Here is a 14,772-nt window from a genome sequence, read left to right as displayed (position 1 = left end):
CTACTCCGCGGCCTGTCGACCTTGCGACGGATTCTCGGCCTCGATCATGCGATCTATCAAGCGGCGAGCCCACATCGCGCCGGCATCGATGTTGAGATTATAGAAGACCCGGTCTGGATTTTCGTCGATCGCGCGCTGCTGCGCCTCGAGAATGACCTCGTCCTCGCGGAAGATGCCAGAAACGCCTTGGCGGAGTTCGGTGGTCAGGCGCTGTTCGTTCAGGCGATAATTGCGCACGAAGGCCCAGAAATAATGGCAGCTCGTTTCCGTTTCGGGCGTAATGGTGTTGAGGACAATACCATTGACGCCGGCCGATCGGTTGCCTTCCGGCGCGCCTGTTCCAGCGGGCGCCACTCCGACGTCGATATTGATGGTGCACGGCGCCTCGAAACGAATGATTTGCCAGCGGTCTACCGGACCAGGTTTTTGCAATTGCTTGGCCCAGAACGGCGGGGCGGTAATCCCCTTCATCCAACGCGTTACGGTAGCGGTCTTCTCACCATGGGTGACGTCAAACGGCGCTTCCGCGATGGCGTCATTGCCGATGCTGGCGCCGTGCACAAAAGTTTCGTGCGTCAGGTCCATGAGGTTGTCGACAACCAGACGATAATCGCATTTCAGGTGAATGGTGTCACCATCACCGGCCCAAGTGGAATCATCGTTCCAGTGCATATCCGGCACCAAGCGTGGGTCGGCCAGCGCGGGATCACCCATCCACAGCCAGACGAAGCGATCGCGCTCGACCACAGGATAGGCACGCACACAGGCGGAGGGGTTGATCGTCTCTTGCGAGGGCATGAAGGTGCAGCGGCCCTGCGCGTTGAATTTCAGCCCATGATAGCCGCAGACGACGCTGTCGCCCTCAAGACGCCCTTTTGAGAGCGGCACCAACCGATGCCAACAGGCATCCTCCAGTGCCGCCACCTCTCCGTTGGCGCGTCGATACATCACAACGTGCTTGCCGCAGATCGTGCGCGGCAACAGCGCCTGCTTCACCTCTGCATCCCAAGCGGCCGCGTACCAGACATTCGTCGGAAAGCAATGGCTCATGTGCCGATTCCTCGCTTATGGACACTGACTGTATACATTGAATCGAAACGGGCCGAAAAAATGACGAATATGCGGGCTTACAATGGAATTTCTGTATACATAGATGATCCAAGATGCCGATCGAGCTGCTTGGTAGGATCTTGCGGCGCACCAAAACAGCTACCGGCTGAATCCAACCTCGCCATCGTGGATATCCCGCTGCATCTCGTCCCTGCACTGTCGCGGCCCCGTACGGCTATCGGCGAGGTTCCTGTCCAGCATAGGGACGCAGCATCGGGCGCTTCTTGGCCGGCAGCACAGTCCCCTTGCGGGGATCGGACGTCGACGTCTTGGTGCCGAGATCGGCCCACGCTCTCAAATCATCCAGTGCGTAGATCACGCGACCGCCGATCTTTCGATACGCTGGCCCCGTGCCATATGTGCGGTGCTTTTCGAGCGTGCGGCCGGATAAGCTAAGATAACGCGCAGCCTCCGGTGTACGCAGGAACCGCGTCGCTAGATCTGACATCGAATCGGGCATTTGAGAGCTCCAGGTGAGAGGCCGGCCGCGAACGGCGGCACTTTCGTGCCATCATCATGGAGAAGCGCGCGCTCTGGAGGGATACCGAACATCGAGGAAGCGACTTTCGACACCCCAAGTTGAAGCGCTATTCATCCCCAGCGCTTGGCGGCAAAGCTCGCTTCTATCTAGCGCCCATCCAGCCTACGACCTTGGTCGATCACCACTAGCGGCTGCAAAGACGCACCTTGCACGGATGGACATGGCAAGTTGATCGGGCGCCTTCACAATGCGGAGGCAGAATCACTTTGCGCAGACATTCTGCCGAACCATCGATTTTACCGGACGACACTGGAGCACGTCCACCGCCATCCGATTGTCGCAACTCGATTCGAAGTCGCCAGGACATCCGCAGCAAGAATAAGTCACATTGGTCTCGTCCTGCCTGGCAAAGAGTTCAGAAGAAGAACGTTCAAAACTGCCAGAGCGGAATGAACGAGTTGAGAACTCCATCGCAACGCCGAGACGCCTAACTGCTCGGCGAGCGCCGATGCGGATACGACCTCACATCGACCAGCCCGCTAGATGTCGCACGCTTCCATCGTCTGGATGCCTACGATCCAAACAATCAATTTTACCAATGTAACGTACTGTTGCATCAAGCTCAGCACTTGAAGCCTACTGATCACTCTAGGATTTCTATGCCGAGACGTGCCTCGGGAAACTTGCCAGCAAAATGCGGCATGACGCTGAGCAACGCCTTCGCGACCGACCTCACAAATGCCATTCGAAGATTCAATCAGACCTCGTCAGAAGACAGGCGCTTATCCGACGGCGACTCGATCGTCTGCAGGTTGGGCTCTGGTGCGGATCTTGCTTGACGAAAAAAGATAACGTAACTGAACGCCTGCCTTTGGAATGACGCGCCGGCTCCCGGAATCGTCTTCAATCGGACACGGCTAAAATGACAGCCTCGTATGATGCCGTCGCCTCTCAACGACGCAGCGGCTCGCATTCGAGTGTATTCGGGAAGGAAGCGTCATGACCACCATGGCAACTGCGGCGCCCGCGCGCGCGTCGCAGACTTGGTATAGAATTCTCTACGTTCAGGTGTTGATCGCGATCGTGATCGGCGCCATCGTCGGCTGGCTATGGCCGTCGGTCGCGACCAACGACTGGGTCAAAGCGCTCGGTGATGGCTTCATCAAGCTGATCAAGATGGTGATCGCACCGATCATCTTCTGCACCGTCGCATCCGGGATCGCGCATATTCAGGACGCAAAGAAAGTCGGGCGCGTCGGCGTCAAAGCGTTGGCCTATTTCGAGATCGTATCGAGCTTTGCCTTGGTGTTGGGCCTTGTCATGGGCAATCTGGTCCAGATCGGCCATGGCCTTGCGGTCAAACCAGACGCTGCGGCGGTCGCCAACTACGTCAAGCAGGCGGAAGCCTCGAAGACCGTCGATTTTTTTCTCAATATCATTCCCGATACTGTGGTCGGCGCCCTCGCCCGCGGCGACGTTCTGCAAGTGCTCCTGTTCGCGATCCTGTTTGGCTTTTCGCTGATGGCGCTGGGGGAGCGTGGACAACGACTGCGCGGCATGATTGACGACGTCGCGCACGCAGTGTTCGGCGTGATCGCCATCATCATGAAAGCGGCCCCGATCGGTGCGTTCGGCGCGATGGCCTTCACGATCGGCAAGTTCGGGCCGGCGGCGCTCGGTAATCTGATCGGGCTGATCGTACTATTCTATGCGACGGCCGCGATATTTGTGGTCGTCGTGCTCGGCCTGATCGCGCGGATCGTCGGCTTCTCGATCTTCAAGTTCATTATCTATATCAAAGACGAGCTTCTGATCGTGCTTGGCACCTCGTCCTCGGAAAGCGCGCTGCCACAATTGATGGAGAAGCTCGAGCGGCTGGGCTGCTCAAAGCCCGTGGTCGGCCTCGTGGTGCCAACCGGCTACTCCTTCAACCTCGACGGCACCAACATTTATATGACGCTTGCGACTTTGTTCATCGCCCAGGCACTCGGGGTCGATCTCACCTTTGGCCAACAGCTCACGATCTTGCTCGTGGCAATGCTGACCTCGAAGGGAGCAAGCGGCGTCACCGGCGCAGGCTTCATCACACTCGCCGCGACATTGTCGGTGGTCAACCCGGCATTGGTGCCGGGCATGGCGATCGTATTCTCGATCGACAAGTTCATGAGCGAGGTGCGAGCCCTTACCAACATCACCGGCAATGGCATCGCCGCTGTGTTCGTGTCCTGGTGGGAAGGCGAGCTCGACGACGCGACGCTGCATGCCCGGCTCAAACAGCCCACCGCCGGTATCGATACACGAAGCTCCAGGAGGTAGGCTCCAGGTCCTATCCGTGATTTCAAGGCGCGCTCGAACTGAGCGTAGCCAACTCCGTGATTTTTTCGCAGTTCAAACGGCGCGGCCGACTGAACTGCGAGCCGGAGCTCTTCTCGCGAATCTGCGGATCGCACCACGACTCGGTGTCGCGCCCCAACGCGATCCAAATGCCGGCAAGGTTGGCCGGGGGCAGACGATTCCGACCGAACTGGCCGGCCTGACGGGCCAAGGGGCGCGGCCACCGGACTGGCCTCGTCCACCGATGCTGCGCCAGTGATGACTCGTGAACCAGATTGGCGCCTTCACCAAGTCGTGATGGATCGCATGGAGCAAACGTCAAGGCGCTCCACTGCTTGTCGGCGCTCTTTTAGAGATTTAACGACGCGCGTCTCATTGCTCAGCGTCAGGGTCTTGGTGGGTTCGCGGCAGCGGCTGTCCCCGTCGTTGGACGTGCCAATTGGGCTCGGCCGCGCCTCCACAGCCGCGCGCGCCTGCCAACGGGCTATCGCAGTGAAGGAAAGCAGACATATGAGCCCCGATTGTACGCACGTCAGCGCGCCATATGGAAAGGTTTAGAACAACTATACCTACGTTTGTAATGCGCCTTTCTTCGGCACGTGCTGAGTTCAGCTGCAAAGCAATTCACCCGGAACCGCTCGCGAGCGTGGAGCCGAAGGGATTGCCCCATTTTTGCCTAAAATGTTATAACTCTCCCGCCGGAGAAAGGCCGGACGGTCCAAGAATGTATAACCAGATCAATAACTTCAAACGTTCTGCCACGCAGTTTACTTTCGGCAGCATAACGCTGGCGGTGGTGACGCTAGCTTCCTTGTACCTTCAAACACATTTCGCTGCGACGGCGTTCGGCTATTTGCTGGTTATATTGCTGTTTTCATTGATCGGCAGCTTTATCGCGTCATCCGCGCTTTCGGTCTTAGCTATCGCTGCTTTGGCGTACTACTTTGCACCGCCGGCGTTCAGTCTGCGGATCGATGACCCTCAAGTGCTTCTCGTGGTTGTCGCATTCTTTACCGTCTCGATTGTCGGAACGCACCTGATTGGAAAGATCCGCCAGGAAAGAGAGGCTGCGCGTGAGACTGCGGCCGAGCTCCGGCGCAGCACGGCCGATTTGAAGGACCGTGAAAAGCAGTGGCGCGCAATCTTTGAACACAATCCGGCCATGTACGTCATGGTCGACGAAGCCGGTACCGTCCTCAACGTCAATACGTTCGGCGCGACACACCTCGGCTATGCGCGCTCCGAGCTGATCGGTCAATCCGTTCTGAGACTCTTTCTGGAGGAGGATCGCGAGTTCGCTCGCACATGCATTCGCACATGCCTTGAAGATATCGGTCAATCGCAAACCTGGGACGCCCAAAAAGTCAGGAAAGACGGCGCGGTCCTGTGGGTGCGAGAAAATGCCAAAGCCATGCTTTGGGCCGATGACAAGCCGGTTGTCCTGATATCCTGCGAAGATATCACCGAAAAACGGCAGACGGAGCTTGCCTTACAGCGCAGCGAAGCCCATTTGGCTCAAGCGCAGGAGTTGAGCCACACAGGCAGCTTCGGCTGGAACGTCGCCACTGGCGAGGTTTTTTGGTCAAAAGAGCTTTTTCGAATTTTCCAGTTGGATCCGAAGACGATACCGAGCCCGCAACTCGTCGTCGAGCGCACGCACCCGGAAGATCGAGCTTCCGTCCAACAGACGATCGATCGAGTGATGCAAGACCCACAGGAGTTCGAGCATGAATACCGATTGCTGCTACCGGACGGCTCGGTGAAGCACATCCGCGCGCAGGCGCGAGCCACGACAACTGCCTCTGGCGAAATCGAGTTTGTCGGGGCAGCGACGGATATCACAGTTACAAAGCAAGTCGAGCAGCAGCTACGCCGCAGCGAGGCCTATCTGGCCGAAGCCCAGCATCTCAGTCATACTGGCAGTTGGTCATGGGACGTCCACGGAGCCGATTTTGTGTATCGCTCCGCCGAAGTGAATCGTCTCTTCGGCTTCGACCCGCAAGAGAGCCTGTCCATAGAGACTATTCGTTCGCGGATCCATCCGGACGACCTGCCGCGGCTTCAGGAAGTGCAGCGACTTGCGAGAGACGGCAAGCAAAACCGCTTCGAGTATGATTTTCGAATCTTGCTCCCGGATGGCTCGATGAGGCACATACATTCTGTGGCCCATGTCGTGGTTGGCAGCGACGGCAATATCGGCGAGCTCATCGGGACACATATGGATGTCACTGAGCAATACGCAGCCAGAGAACGCCTGGAAAGCACACTTGCTGCGCTGCGCGAAAGCGAGCAGCGCTTTCGCGACTACGCCGAAACGGCTTCCGACTGGCTCTGGGAGACCGGGCCAGACCATAAAGTCACTCACTTATCGGAACATACCAGCGCTGCGGGAATCCTGGCCACAGGCCTCCTGGGTCTGCCGCGTTGGGACATTGCTTGCGACTTGGAAGACGAACCTGAGAAATGGCAGCAACATCGTGCAAGGCTAGAGGCACATCTGCCGTTTCGTGATCTGGTCTATCGCGCCGTCAACCGGATGGGATCTCCGATCTACGTCCGGACGAGCGGCAAGCCATTTTTTGACGTAAGCGGCACTTTTCTTGGCTACCGTGGCGTCAGCACCGACATCACCGCTATTATCCGCGCAGATCAGGCCGAACAAGAGCTGCGGAAGGCACAAGCGGAGCTCGCGCATGTGACACGCGTGACGACGTTAGGAGAGCTGACAACCTCCATCGCCCACGAAATCAACCAGCCACTCGCCGCTATTATCAGCAACGCCGACGCGTGCCTCAGTTGGATGGGCCGCAAAACTCCTGATCTTTCCGCCGCGCGCTCATCCGTTGAATGGATAATCGAAGACGCGATCAGGGCAAGCGAGGTGATCCGTCGCGTTCGCGCGCTTGCGAAGAAGGGCGAGATCGAAATGCTTCCGCTCGACATCAATGACGTCGTTAAGGATGTCATTGCGCTGGTGAATCGTGAGCTGGTTAGCCACCAAGTGACACTGAAAACCGAGCTGACGGCAGCGCTGCCGGCGGTTCTGGGGGACCGGATTCAGCTGCAGCAGGTAATTATCAATCTGGTGATGAACGGGATCGAAGCTATGGACGCAGTTACGGACCGGACGCGCGAACTGGTGATCCAGTCATCTAGGGACGACATGGAACACGTGCAGCTTGCGGTGACTGATAGTGGCGTCGGCATCGCGGAGAATGACGCCGATCGGGTGTTAGACCCCTTCTTCACGACAAAATCGAGCGGTCTTGGCATGGGCCTCTCGATCTGCCGCTCGATTGTGGAAGCTCACGGAGGGCGTCTTTCGATCGTCCACAAGCAGGGGCCCGGAGCGAGCTTTCGGTTTGACCTGCCGTTGCACAAGGAGGTGGTGTCGTGAACGAACGCTCAAACCCCCAGCGCGAAGGCAGCAGCGCCGAGGCATCGGCAAATGCAATTGTCTTCATTGTCGAAGATGACGTCTCGATGCGTCGGTCGCTTACAAACCTTTTTCAATCCGTCGGCCTGGACGTCGTTGCATTCGGATCGGCACGAGAAATGCTGCAGAGCAAGCTTCCGGACGTCGTTAGTTGCCTGGTTCTTGATGTCCGGCTGCCAGGCTTGAGTGGCCTTGAGTTCCAGACTGAGCTAGCCAAGTCGAACATTCATATTCCCATCATCTTCATTACAGGGCATGGCGACATTCCCATGAGCGTCAGGGCCATGAAGGGTGGAGCGGTCGATTTTCTCACCAAACCGTTTCGCGATCAGGAACTGCTGGACGCCGTGATCGCGGCGACCGAACGCGATCGCAAAAGACGGGAAGCCGACCAGACCGTCGCGAACCTCAAGTCCCTATTTGAGACCCTAAGCCCGCGCGAGCAGGCGGTCATGAAACTGGTCGCTACCGGCTTGATGAACAAGCAGATAGCTGCCGAGCTGGGGCTCGCCGAGATTACGGTCAAGATCTACCGAGGACACGTGATGAAAAAGATGCGCGCCCGATCGCTGGCGGATTTGATCAGAATGACTGAGACGCTCGGCATCCGTTCTAACCGTCCCGAACAAACCTAAGTATGATTTTACAATTTAACCACGCAAGCCCACTTTTCGTCCAGGGATGGCTAATGCCTCGGCAGTCGCTAGTCCCGCGCAAGGAGGGCCTGTCTTGTCCACGCCTTTGATTTCTGTCGTTGATGACGACGCATCGGTCCGTGCGGCGACAGAGAACCTTTTGAAATCGCGTGGCTACGTCGTTCAAACGTTTGCGTCGGCCGAGGAGTTCTTGAGGTCGCCGCGGTTGAACGAAACCTCCTGTGTAATTACGGATGTGCAGATGCCGGTTATGAGCGGCTTGGACCTGCTGGCGGAAATGCGGACCCGTGGCTACGGTGTGCCATTCATTTTCATTACTGCCTTCCCCAACGACCGCGTGCGCGCCTCAGCCCTGAGCGCGGGAGCGGCTGGCTTCTTGGCCAAGCCCTTCGCCGGACATACGCTGATAGAGTACCTAGATGCCGCACTGGAGGAGAACGGCGGCGGCGGAGATACCTGAAACGATCAGCCGACCGCCAACTTTATGTCTGATCTAGGCGCTTCGCGCGAGAGACGATCTCGATCAACTTCTTGGCAGCCCAGTCAGCCGTCAGACCGTCTGACTATCAAGTCCCGCTAGGCCTTAGTAGCCTGACACTCATACCAGGTTTCTTAGATCGGAGCGCGAACATCCATGTACAATCGACTAGATGGTTCACCCAGCTTTCCATGGATGGTTGGTTCCGACTTTGATGCAATGACGCAAACTGAAACCGGTGGTGCGCACAGATCAAGGCAGCCAAAGCTTCGAGGATGTTTTCTCCGGTATGCAGGTTGCGCCGCAAAGGCGCTACACTGGTTCATCTTCGGCAACAGCACGGCCGTACTCACTAACTGCTAAACCACCCATCGTGGATATCTCAAGCATCACATTTCAGGAGCTATTGGAAGATTTCTATGGGGATGGAGTCGCCTGCAGCAAGGGTGCTCTTAATCGACGACCAGTGGACGACATAAGACGACCGTTGTCGCCGCGTATCGAAGTGCATGCTGGCTCAGGTCGCAAGCAGTGGCCGGACGATTTGAAGGTACAGATCGTCGGGGAAGGCCTTGAGCCAAGGGCGCCTCTCACGGATATCGCACGCCGTCATGGCTGCCGGCCGCAGCAGGTACATTACTAGCGGCGCCGGGCGCGTTTGGGTCAGTTGGTGCTGCCGGCTTTGGCCGATACATTGTCATTCGTGCCGGTGGTGTCGGAGGCGGCGCTACCGGCCGCCGGGGAGCCTTCCAGATCACCGGATGCAGCCGTCGTGACAGTTGAGTTCCAGGGCGCCCGCCGGAGGTGCGCGGGACGCCTGGGCTTGCTGCGTTGAGTGATGTGTTCATTGCGATCCGACGGACACGTTCATGCTGACGCCACCCGGGAACCTCATTCGCATGCGAGGGGCGCACAGGCGCATGTCCGTCGTCACAACGATACCAAGGAAAAGGCGAAGGGGTTTGTTCGCGGGCTCACTGAAGCCCTTTCCGGCAATCAAGGCGTCAGCACGGTCGACATGATCGCCGGCCTGCGCACGTATTCCGGCGCATCGACCATATCGTATTCTAGAAGATGGCGCATTGGTTGGCGCACAAATACCGATCTCGCATCAAACCTTTGATGCGGAAATGGTACCGAACCCCGGAACCGGGCAAGGCGAAATCTGGCTCGTGTTTGGTCGGAATGAACGCGGCGGGCCGCACTTTACCGGCTTGTCTCAAGTCCGAAGGCGGGATTCCGGTGGCGCAATCCGGAGGCGCCGAATACCTCTTCTCTTCCGTAAAACGATTGCGCTTCATTGAGCCCACGGGATGCGGCAAATGGGGCAGGCGCACCCCAGGCGCGCACTGCAGTTTACGACTATCGTTCGCAAGAACCAGGGAAGATAAACGAAGTGTGTCAACGTGTTCTCACCGGTTCTAACATCACATATAGTCATCCTCGTACTCGTACCCCGAGCTTGCTACATGAACATTACGGCGCTCGCCGTCGTCTGCTTTAGCGAGATATCGTTCAGGTTTGTTGGCGCGCTGCCATTCACCTGCGCTATTCGTTGTCCATTTGTCAGGATGCTGAGTAGGGTCAAGTACCATATTGCAATCGTCGACCTCTACGAAACCTAACTTCGCCGCGCGAGCTTTCGATTCTTCATTAAGTGGATACCATTTGAGCAACGGTTGTTCGCCCTCTCGCGCATCTCGCCGAAGCTGATACTCGAGCAGAATATCGCCTGCGTTCTCCACCAAGGGATGGGCAAGCTGAAGATCGACGACGGAGGTGATGTGTTCTCGCCCGGGAAACAGTTCTCGCCACCTGTCGTCGTGGAATTCGTTCATGCTGTATCCGCCTTCCGTCCGCAGCAGTGCGACAGTTTTGTTTCCTAGTTCATAGCTGTAGTATCGCGCGTTCTCCGAATCTCTGGTCGTGCCGTAGTCCTCTGCAGTCTCTCTGACGTTCTTAGCTCGCGTCGACACGAAACGCGAGTACTCCCGCGGATTCTCGGCGATGCGCAATATTTCATCATCATTTTGGAAGACCTTTGCTTCCCTGCGAAACGTCTCCTTGTCGATCGGCACTATCGGAGGTTTGGTCACGAGGGAATACGTTGGCGCTGCAGAAGAGGAGTAAGCGGCAAGCTGAGGCCGTTCAGGGTTTGAAGTTCCAGGGCATGAGCGCATCGATCTGAGTGATCGGCCAGCGCTTCGCGATCCGATCGAGAGTTTGTGTGAGCCAGGCGTGCGGGTCGACGTCGTTCATCTTCGCGGTCTGGAGAAGCGTGGCGATGGTCGCCCAGGTTCGGCCGCCGCCATGCGACCCGGCGAAGAGCGCGTTTTTTCTCGTGATGGTTTGTGGCCGGATCGCGCGCTCAACGGTGTTGGAGTCGAGCTCGATGCGGCCGTCGTTCAGGAAGCGCTCGAGAGCGGTACGCCTCGATGTGGCATAGCGGATCGCCTCGGCGAGTTTGGATTTGCCGGACAGGCGAGGCAGCTGCTCCATTTTTTGATCTTCGCATCCAATGCCGGCGAGCCCGGGTGGATGGTCTCGTTGCTCGATGAGTTGGCCCGACACTTCTCGAGATTACCGCCTACGAAGAAAACGGCCAACGAAGCCCTCCTCACCCAGGCAACCCGGAAAGATCCCGAGCCATTCTGATGGCGAGGACACAATGACGCTGGCGCCTGCCATAGGCAATCCGCTCCTCCCGCCCGGGCGGGAGTCGAAAACTCCGGCTGGAAGCCGGGGTTTTCTTTTGTGCTATTATAGGCACTAGCTCTCGTAAACCGCCGCCAGTACAGTGCACCTCACGGCTTGAGCCGAATTGGCTTGGGCTTCGTTCCGTCCAAGGCTCGATCGTAAGCCGCAGGTGTCGGTTGGTCTGCGCTCCTGCTCCACCTCAAATGGATTGGTAGAGATCTCACGTCACATGAAGTCTCCATCCGAGTCGGACTCTGATGAAGGTTCATCATCGCTCGACGCTTTGGAGAGATACATCGAAGAATTGGTTGCGCGCTGCCATTCACCATCCCTATATCTCCACTGTTTGGACTGGGTGGGATCAAGTACCATATCATCGGGATCCACATGAACGAAGCCCAGTTGTTCTGCACGGGCTCTCGCTTCGTCATTGGCAGGACGCCAGTTCACTAGCGGCCGTTCGCCGTCTTGCCGTAGTTGGTGCTCGAGCAGAATATCGCCGGCGTTACCGACGAGCGGATGTGCAACCTGAAAATCCACGATTGATGTGACATCAGTCCGTCCGGGAAACAGTTCTCGCCACCGCTGGCTGGTGAACTCAGTCGCCATAGGAAATCCGGCTTCCGTTCTTTGGAGGCCGACGCTCGTATTTCCTAGTTGGTAGCTGTAATATCGCGCGGCATCGGAATCCCTTCGGATCGCGAAACTTCTGGCGGTATCCGCGGTGCGACTAGCTCTTTCGGATACAAATTCTGAGTATTCCTGCGGATTGTTGGCGATACGATCGATTTCTTCACCATGAAAGCTCCTCACCCGTTCCCGGAATTCGGCCCGGTTGATCTCAATAACGGGGGGTCTTGAGTTGAGGTAATAACTCGGCTGCGAGGATGAGCTGGCACCCGAGTCCTGCAATCCCATTCTACGGAACGTGTCCGCAAAATCGTCGGCATTCCTGTGCTCCGGGGAGCTAGCGTAATGATACTCATCGTAGGATGGAACATGCGACATATTGTTAACTCGATCGTCCATGACGACCACACTCCTATGGCGGTTGCATTGTGTTTCAGGTCGTTAGACCTGACTCCGCAGATAAGCAGCTTAGCTGTCCGTAAGCTGACGCCGAGAAATTAACGGAAAACTAGGTGTTTGGCCCCGGCATTTCTGCAGCGGATTGAGTTTGAATCGTTCCGGCTGGGAAGTTCAATCCTGAATCCAAACAGACCCTAGACACAGGCAAGCAACAGAACTTCGAAAAGGCCTCCGCTGGATCCTTGGGCCGATGATGTGAAGCCGATGGAATAGGAGACGTGATCGAAGAGGAGGTCGGCTCCGCTGCGGACAGGTGCATGTTGGCGAACCTGCCCTCGAAATCTCCTGCATCCACGTGTCCGTCGTGGGATGCCCACGTATTTGCTTCATAATATCCACCGATTCGACCGTACATGAGGATCAGTACTCCTAAGGCAAGAGAGTTTCTTATTGATTTGAGGCTCATTGGGCCACGCCAAAGTAGCCAGGCGACCTGACGGTAAGCTGACTAGCGTCAATCACGAATGAGATCGGCCGAAAGTTCGCCTTTTCGGGCCATCGGATCGCTCTCCTTCCGAGGGCTGTTGGCGCCGGACCAGAGCCATACGCAGATCGTAGTCTCGACAATCTCCGGCAGAACGCGGCGGCGAGCCAGACTATTGTCTGTCATGTTCTTGTATCCGCAGAACTGTCACGGGAGAGCACGTCAACGTTGGCGCGACGTCTATTCAACAGTGACCGACTTTGCAAGATTGCGCGGCTGATCCACGTCCGTCCCCATAACCACGGCGGTATGATAGGCTAGCAGTTGCACCGCGATGGCATAAACCATGGGCGTAAAGCTTGCAGCCATGTTTGGCAACACAATGGTCATGAGCGTATCCACCGTCGCTTCCGAAGCGCCCTTCGCATCGGTGATCAAGATAATGCTGCCGCCTCGAGCGGCGACTTCCTGCATGTTCGAGACGGTTTTCTCGAAGACGTCGTCGTAAGGTGCTATCACCACCACGGGCATGGTCTCATCGATCAATGCGATTGGTCCGTGCTTGAGCTCGCCGGCGGCATAACCTTCTGAGTGGATATAGGAGATTTCCTTCAGCTTGAGCGCGCCTTCCAACGCCAGGGGCGCCGATGTGCCTCGGCCGAGATATAGCACGTCGCTCGACTTTGCGATATCACGCGCGAGCTTCTCGATCTGTGGTTCGACCAACAGCGCCGCAGCAATCAGCCGCGGCACTTCGATAAGCTCACGTACGAGCTCCGATTCATCGAACTCGGACAGCTTGCCGCGCTCCTTGCCTGCTGCGACGGCAAGCGCCGCCATCACCGCCAGCTGGCAGACGAATGCCTTGGTGGAGGCGACGCCGATTTCTGGACCCGCCAGTGTCGGCAGCACGGATTCGCTCTCGCGCGCGATCGTCGACGTCGGGACGTTGACCACGGATATCGTGTGCAGGCCCTGGCTCTTGGCATAGCGCAACGCAGCCAGCGTGTCGGCGGTTTCCCCCGACTGCGAGATGACGATCGCGAGATCGCCGTGGCGCAGAGGCGCCTCCCTGTAGCGGAACTCGGACGCAACATCGATTTCGACAGGCAGGCGCGCCAGCCGCTCGAACCAGTATTTGGCGATATAACCGGCATAACTTGCCGTGCCGCACGCCGTAATTGAGATGCGCTGAATAAAATTAAAGTCGAACGGTAGTGTGAGCGGCAGGGCTACGCGTTCGGCTGACATATCGAGATAATGCGCCAATGTCTGACCGACCGCTGTCGGCTGCTCGTGGATTTCCTTGGCCATGAAGTGGCGATAGTTCGCCTTGTCCACCAGGAGTGACGACGCGCCAGACTTTGATGTTTCCCGATGGACGACCGTCCCGTCTGCGCCATAGATCATGCAGATCGTGCGGGTAAGAACGGCCCAGTCGCCGTCTTCAAGATAGGTGATGGCATCAGTCAAGGGCGCGAGTGCGATCGCGTCCGATCCTAGATAAACTTCGCCGGTACCATGCCCGATCGCAAGGGGCGACCCTTTGCGCGCGCCGATCAAAAGATCCTCATGGCCTTTGAACAGGAATGCCAGAGCGAAAGCTCCGCGCAGTCGTGGCAGGGAGGCTTGTACCGCATCCTGCGGCGAGTAGCCATTCTTGAGGTACGATTCGACGAGATGCGCCACCACCTCGGTGTCCGTCTCTGAGCTGAAATGAGCTCCATTGCGCTCCAGTTCGGCCCGTAGTTCGCGGAAATTCTCAATGATCCCGTTATGAACGACCGCGACATTTTCCGTTGCATGCGGGTGAGCATTGCTTTCGGTGGGTTTTCCATGCGTCGCCCAGCGAGTGTGACCAATACCGCTATGACCTGACGGCGGATAATCGCGCAGCCGCTCCTCAAGGTTTCTCAGCTTACCTTCAGCGCGCCGGCGCTCAATATGGAGACCTTCGAGCGTCGCGACGCCCGCGGAGTCATAGCCACGATATTCCAATCGCTTGAGCGAAGCGATCAATTGCCCAGCGACCGGGCCACGCCCCAAGATGCCTACTATTCCACACAT

The 14,772-nt window shown here is 57.4% G+C and carries 9 protein-coding genes and 1 pseudogene; 4 read left to right on the top strand and 6 right to left on the bottom strand.

Going from position 1 to position 14,772, the window contains the following annotated elements:
- Together XH93_RS08275 and XH93_RS08270 are read right to left on the bottom strand one after the other, a co-directional pair.
- Window positions 1–1,050 (bottom strand): aromatic ring-hydroxylating dioxygenase subunit alpha, encoded by a 1,050-nt coding sequence (locus XH93_RS08275; protein WP_194473114.1) that lies wholly within the window; start codon window positions 1,048–1,050, stop codon window positions 1–3.
- A gap of 235 nt (window positions 1,051–1,285) precedes the next feature.
- Window positions 1,286–1,570, bottom strand: a complete 285-nt coding sequence (locus tag XH93_RS08270; protein ID WP_194473113.1) for an AlpA family transcriptional regulator — start codon at window positions 1,568–1,570, stop codon at window positions 1,286–1,288.
- Between the two features lie 1,020 nt (window positions 1,571–2,590).
- Between XH93_RS08270 and XH93_RS08265 the strand changes: the two genes are divergently transcribed.
- From XH93_RS08265 to XH93_RS08250, 4 genes are all read left to right on the top strand, one after another.
- Window positions 2,591–3,907, top strand: a complete 1,317-nt coding sequence (locus tag XH93_RS08265; RefSeq protein WP_194473112.1) for a dicarboxylate/amino acid:cation symporter — start codon at window positions 2,591–2,593, stop codon at window positions 3,905–3,907.
- Between the two features lie 742 nt (window positions 3,908–4,649).
- The gene (locus XH93_RS08260; protein ID WP_194473111.1) at window positions 4,650–7,322 is read left to right on the top strand and encodes a PAS domain S-box protein; all 2,673 of its coding nucleotides are present in this window, start codon (window positions 4,650–4,652) and stop codon (window positions 7,320–7,322) included.
- Window positions 7,319–7,996, top strand: a complete 678-nt coding sequence (locus XH93_RS08255) for a response regulator transcription factor (protein WP_139481215.1) — start codon at window positions 7,319–7,321, stop codon at window positions 7,994–7,996. The genes XH93_RS08260 and XH93_RS08255 overlap by 4 nt, the downstream gene beginning before the upstream one ends.
- A gap of 46 nt (window positions 7,997–8,042) precedes the next feature.
- Entirely contained in the window at window positions 8,043–8,477 is a 435-nt protein-coding gene (locus tag XH93_RS08250; protein WP_139859045.1) for a response regulator transcription factor, read from the top strand.
- A gap of 1,445 nt (window positions 8,478–9,922) precedes the next feature.
- On the opposite strand, the gene XH93_RS08240 is transcribed toward XH93_RS08250, so the two are convergent.
- The 4 genes and pseudogenes from XH93_RS08240 to glmS form a co-directional block, all read right to left on the bottom strand.
- Window positions 9,923–10,591 carry an effector protein NopP gene (locus XH93_RS08240; protein ID WP_305825962.1) on the bottom strand — a complete coding sequence of 223 codons (669 nt, stop codon included), beginning with the start codon at window positions 10,589–10,591 and terminating at the stop codon, window positions 9,923–9,925.
- 52 nt (window positions 10,592–10,643) lie between these two features.
- Window positions 10,644–10,985 (bottom strand): annotated as a pseudogene (locus tag XH93_RS08235) (transposase); the annotation flags it as partial.
- Between the two features lie 432 nt (window positions 10,986–11,417).
- Entirely contained in the window at window positions 11,418–12,221 is an 804-nt protein-coding gene (locus tag XH93_RS42045) for an effector protein NopP (protein ID WP_305825961.1), read from the bottom strand.
- A 724-nt stretch (window positions 12,222–12,945) separates the two neighbouring features.
- Complete coding sequence (glmS, locus tag XH93_RS08225; protein WP_194475036.1) at window positions 12,946–14,772, bottom strand: glutamine--fructose-6-phosphate transaminase (isomerizing); 1,827 nt, start codon at window positions 14,770–14,772, stop codon at window positions 12,946–12,948.

Source organism: Bradyrhizobium sp. CCBAU 51753, from assembly GCF_015291565.1.
GTDB classification, from domain to species: Bacteria; Pseudomonadota; Alphaproteobacteria; order Rhizobiales; family Xanthobacteraceae; genus Bradyrhizobium; species Bradyrhizobium ivorense.
This window is presented reverse-complemented; position numbering and strand designations above follow the sequence as displayed.

Excerpts from the sequence above, each read along its gene's own strand:
- XH93_RS08265 (WP_194473112.1), top strand. The coding sequence starts at position 2,591 with ATGACCACCATGGCAACTGCGGCGCCCGCGCGCGCGTCGCAGACTTGG.
- XH93_RS08275 (WP_194473114.1), bottom strand. The coding sequence starts at position 1,050 with ATGAGCCATTGCTTTCCGACGAATGTCTGGTACGCGGCCGCTTGGGAT.
- glmS (WP_194475036.1), bottom strand. The coding sequence starts at position 14,772 with ATGTGTGGAATAGTAGGCATCTTGGGGCGTGGCCCGGTCGCTGGGCAA.
- XH93_RS08270 (WP_194473113.1), bottom strand. The coding sequence starts at position 1,570 with ATGCCCGATTCGATGTCAGATCTAGCGACGCGGTTCCTGCGTACACCG.
- XH93_RS42045 (WP_305825961.1), bottom strand. The coding sequence starts at position 12,221 with ATGGACGATCGAGTTAACAATATGTCGCATGTTCCATCCTACGATGAG.
- XH93_RS08260 (WP_194473111.1), top strand. The coding sequence starts at position 4,650 with ATGTATAACCAGATCAATAACTTCAAACGTTCTGCCACGCAGTTTACT.
- XH93_RS08250 (WP_139859045.1), top strand. The coding sequence starts at position 8,043 with ATGGCTAATGCCTCGGCAGTCGCTAGTCCCGCGCAAGGAGGGCCTGTC.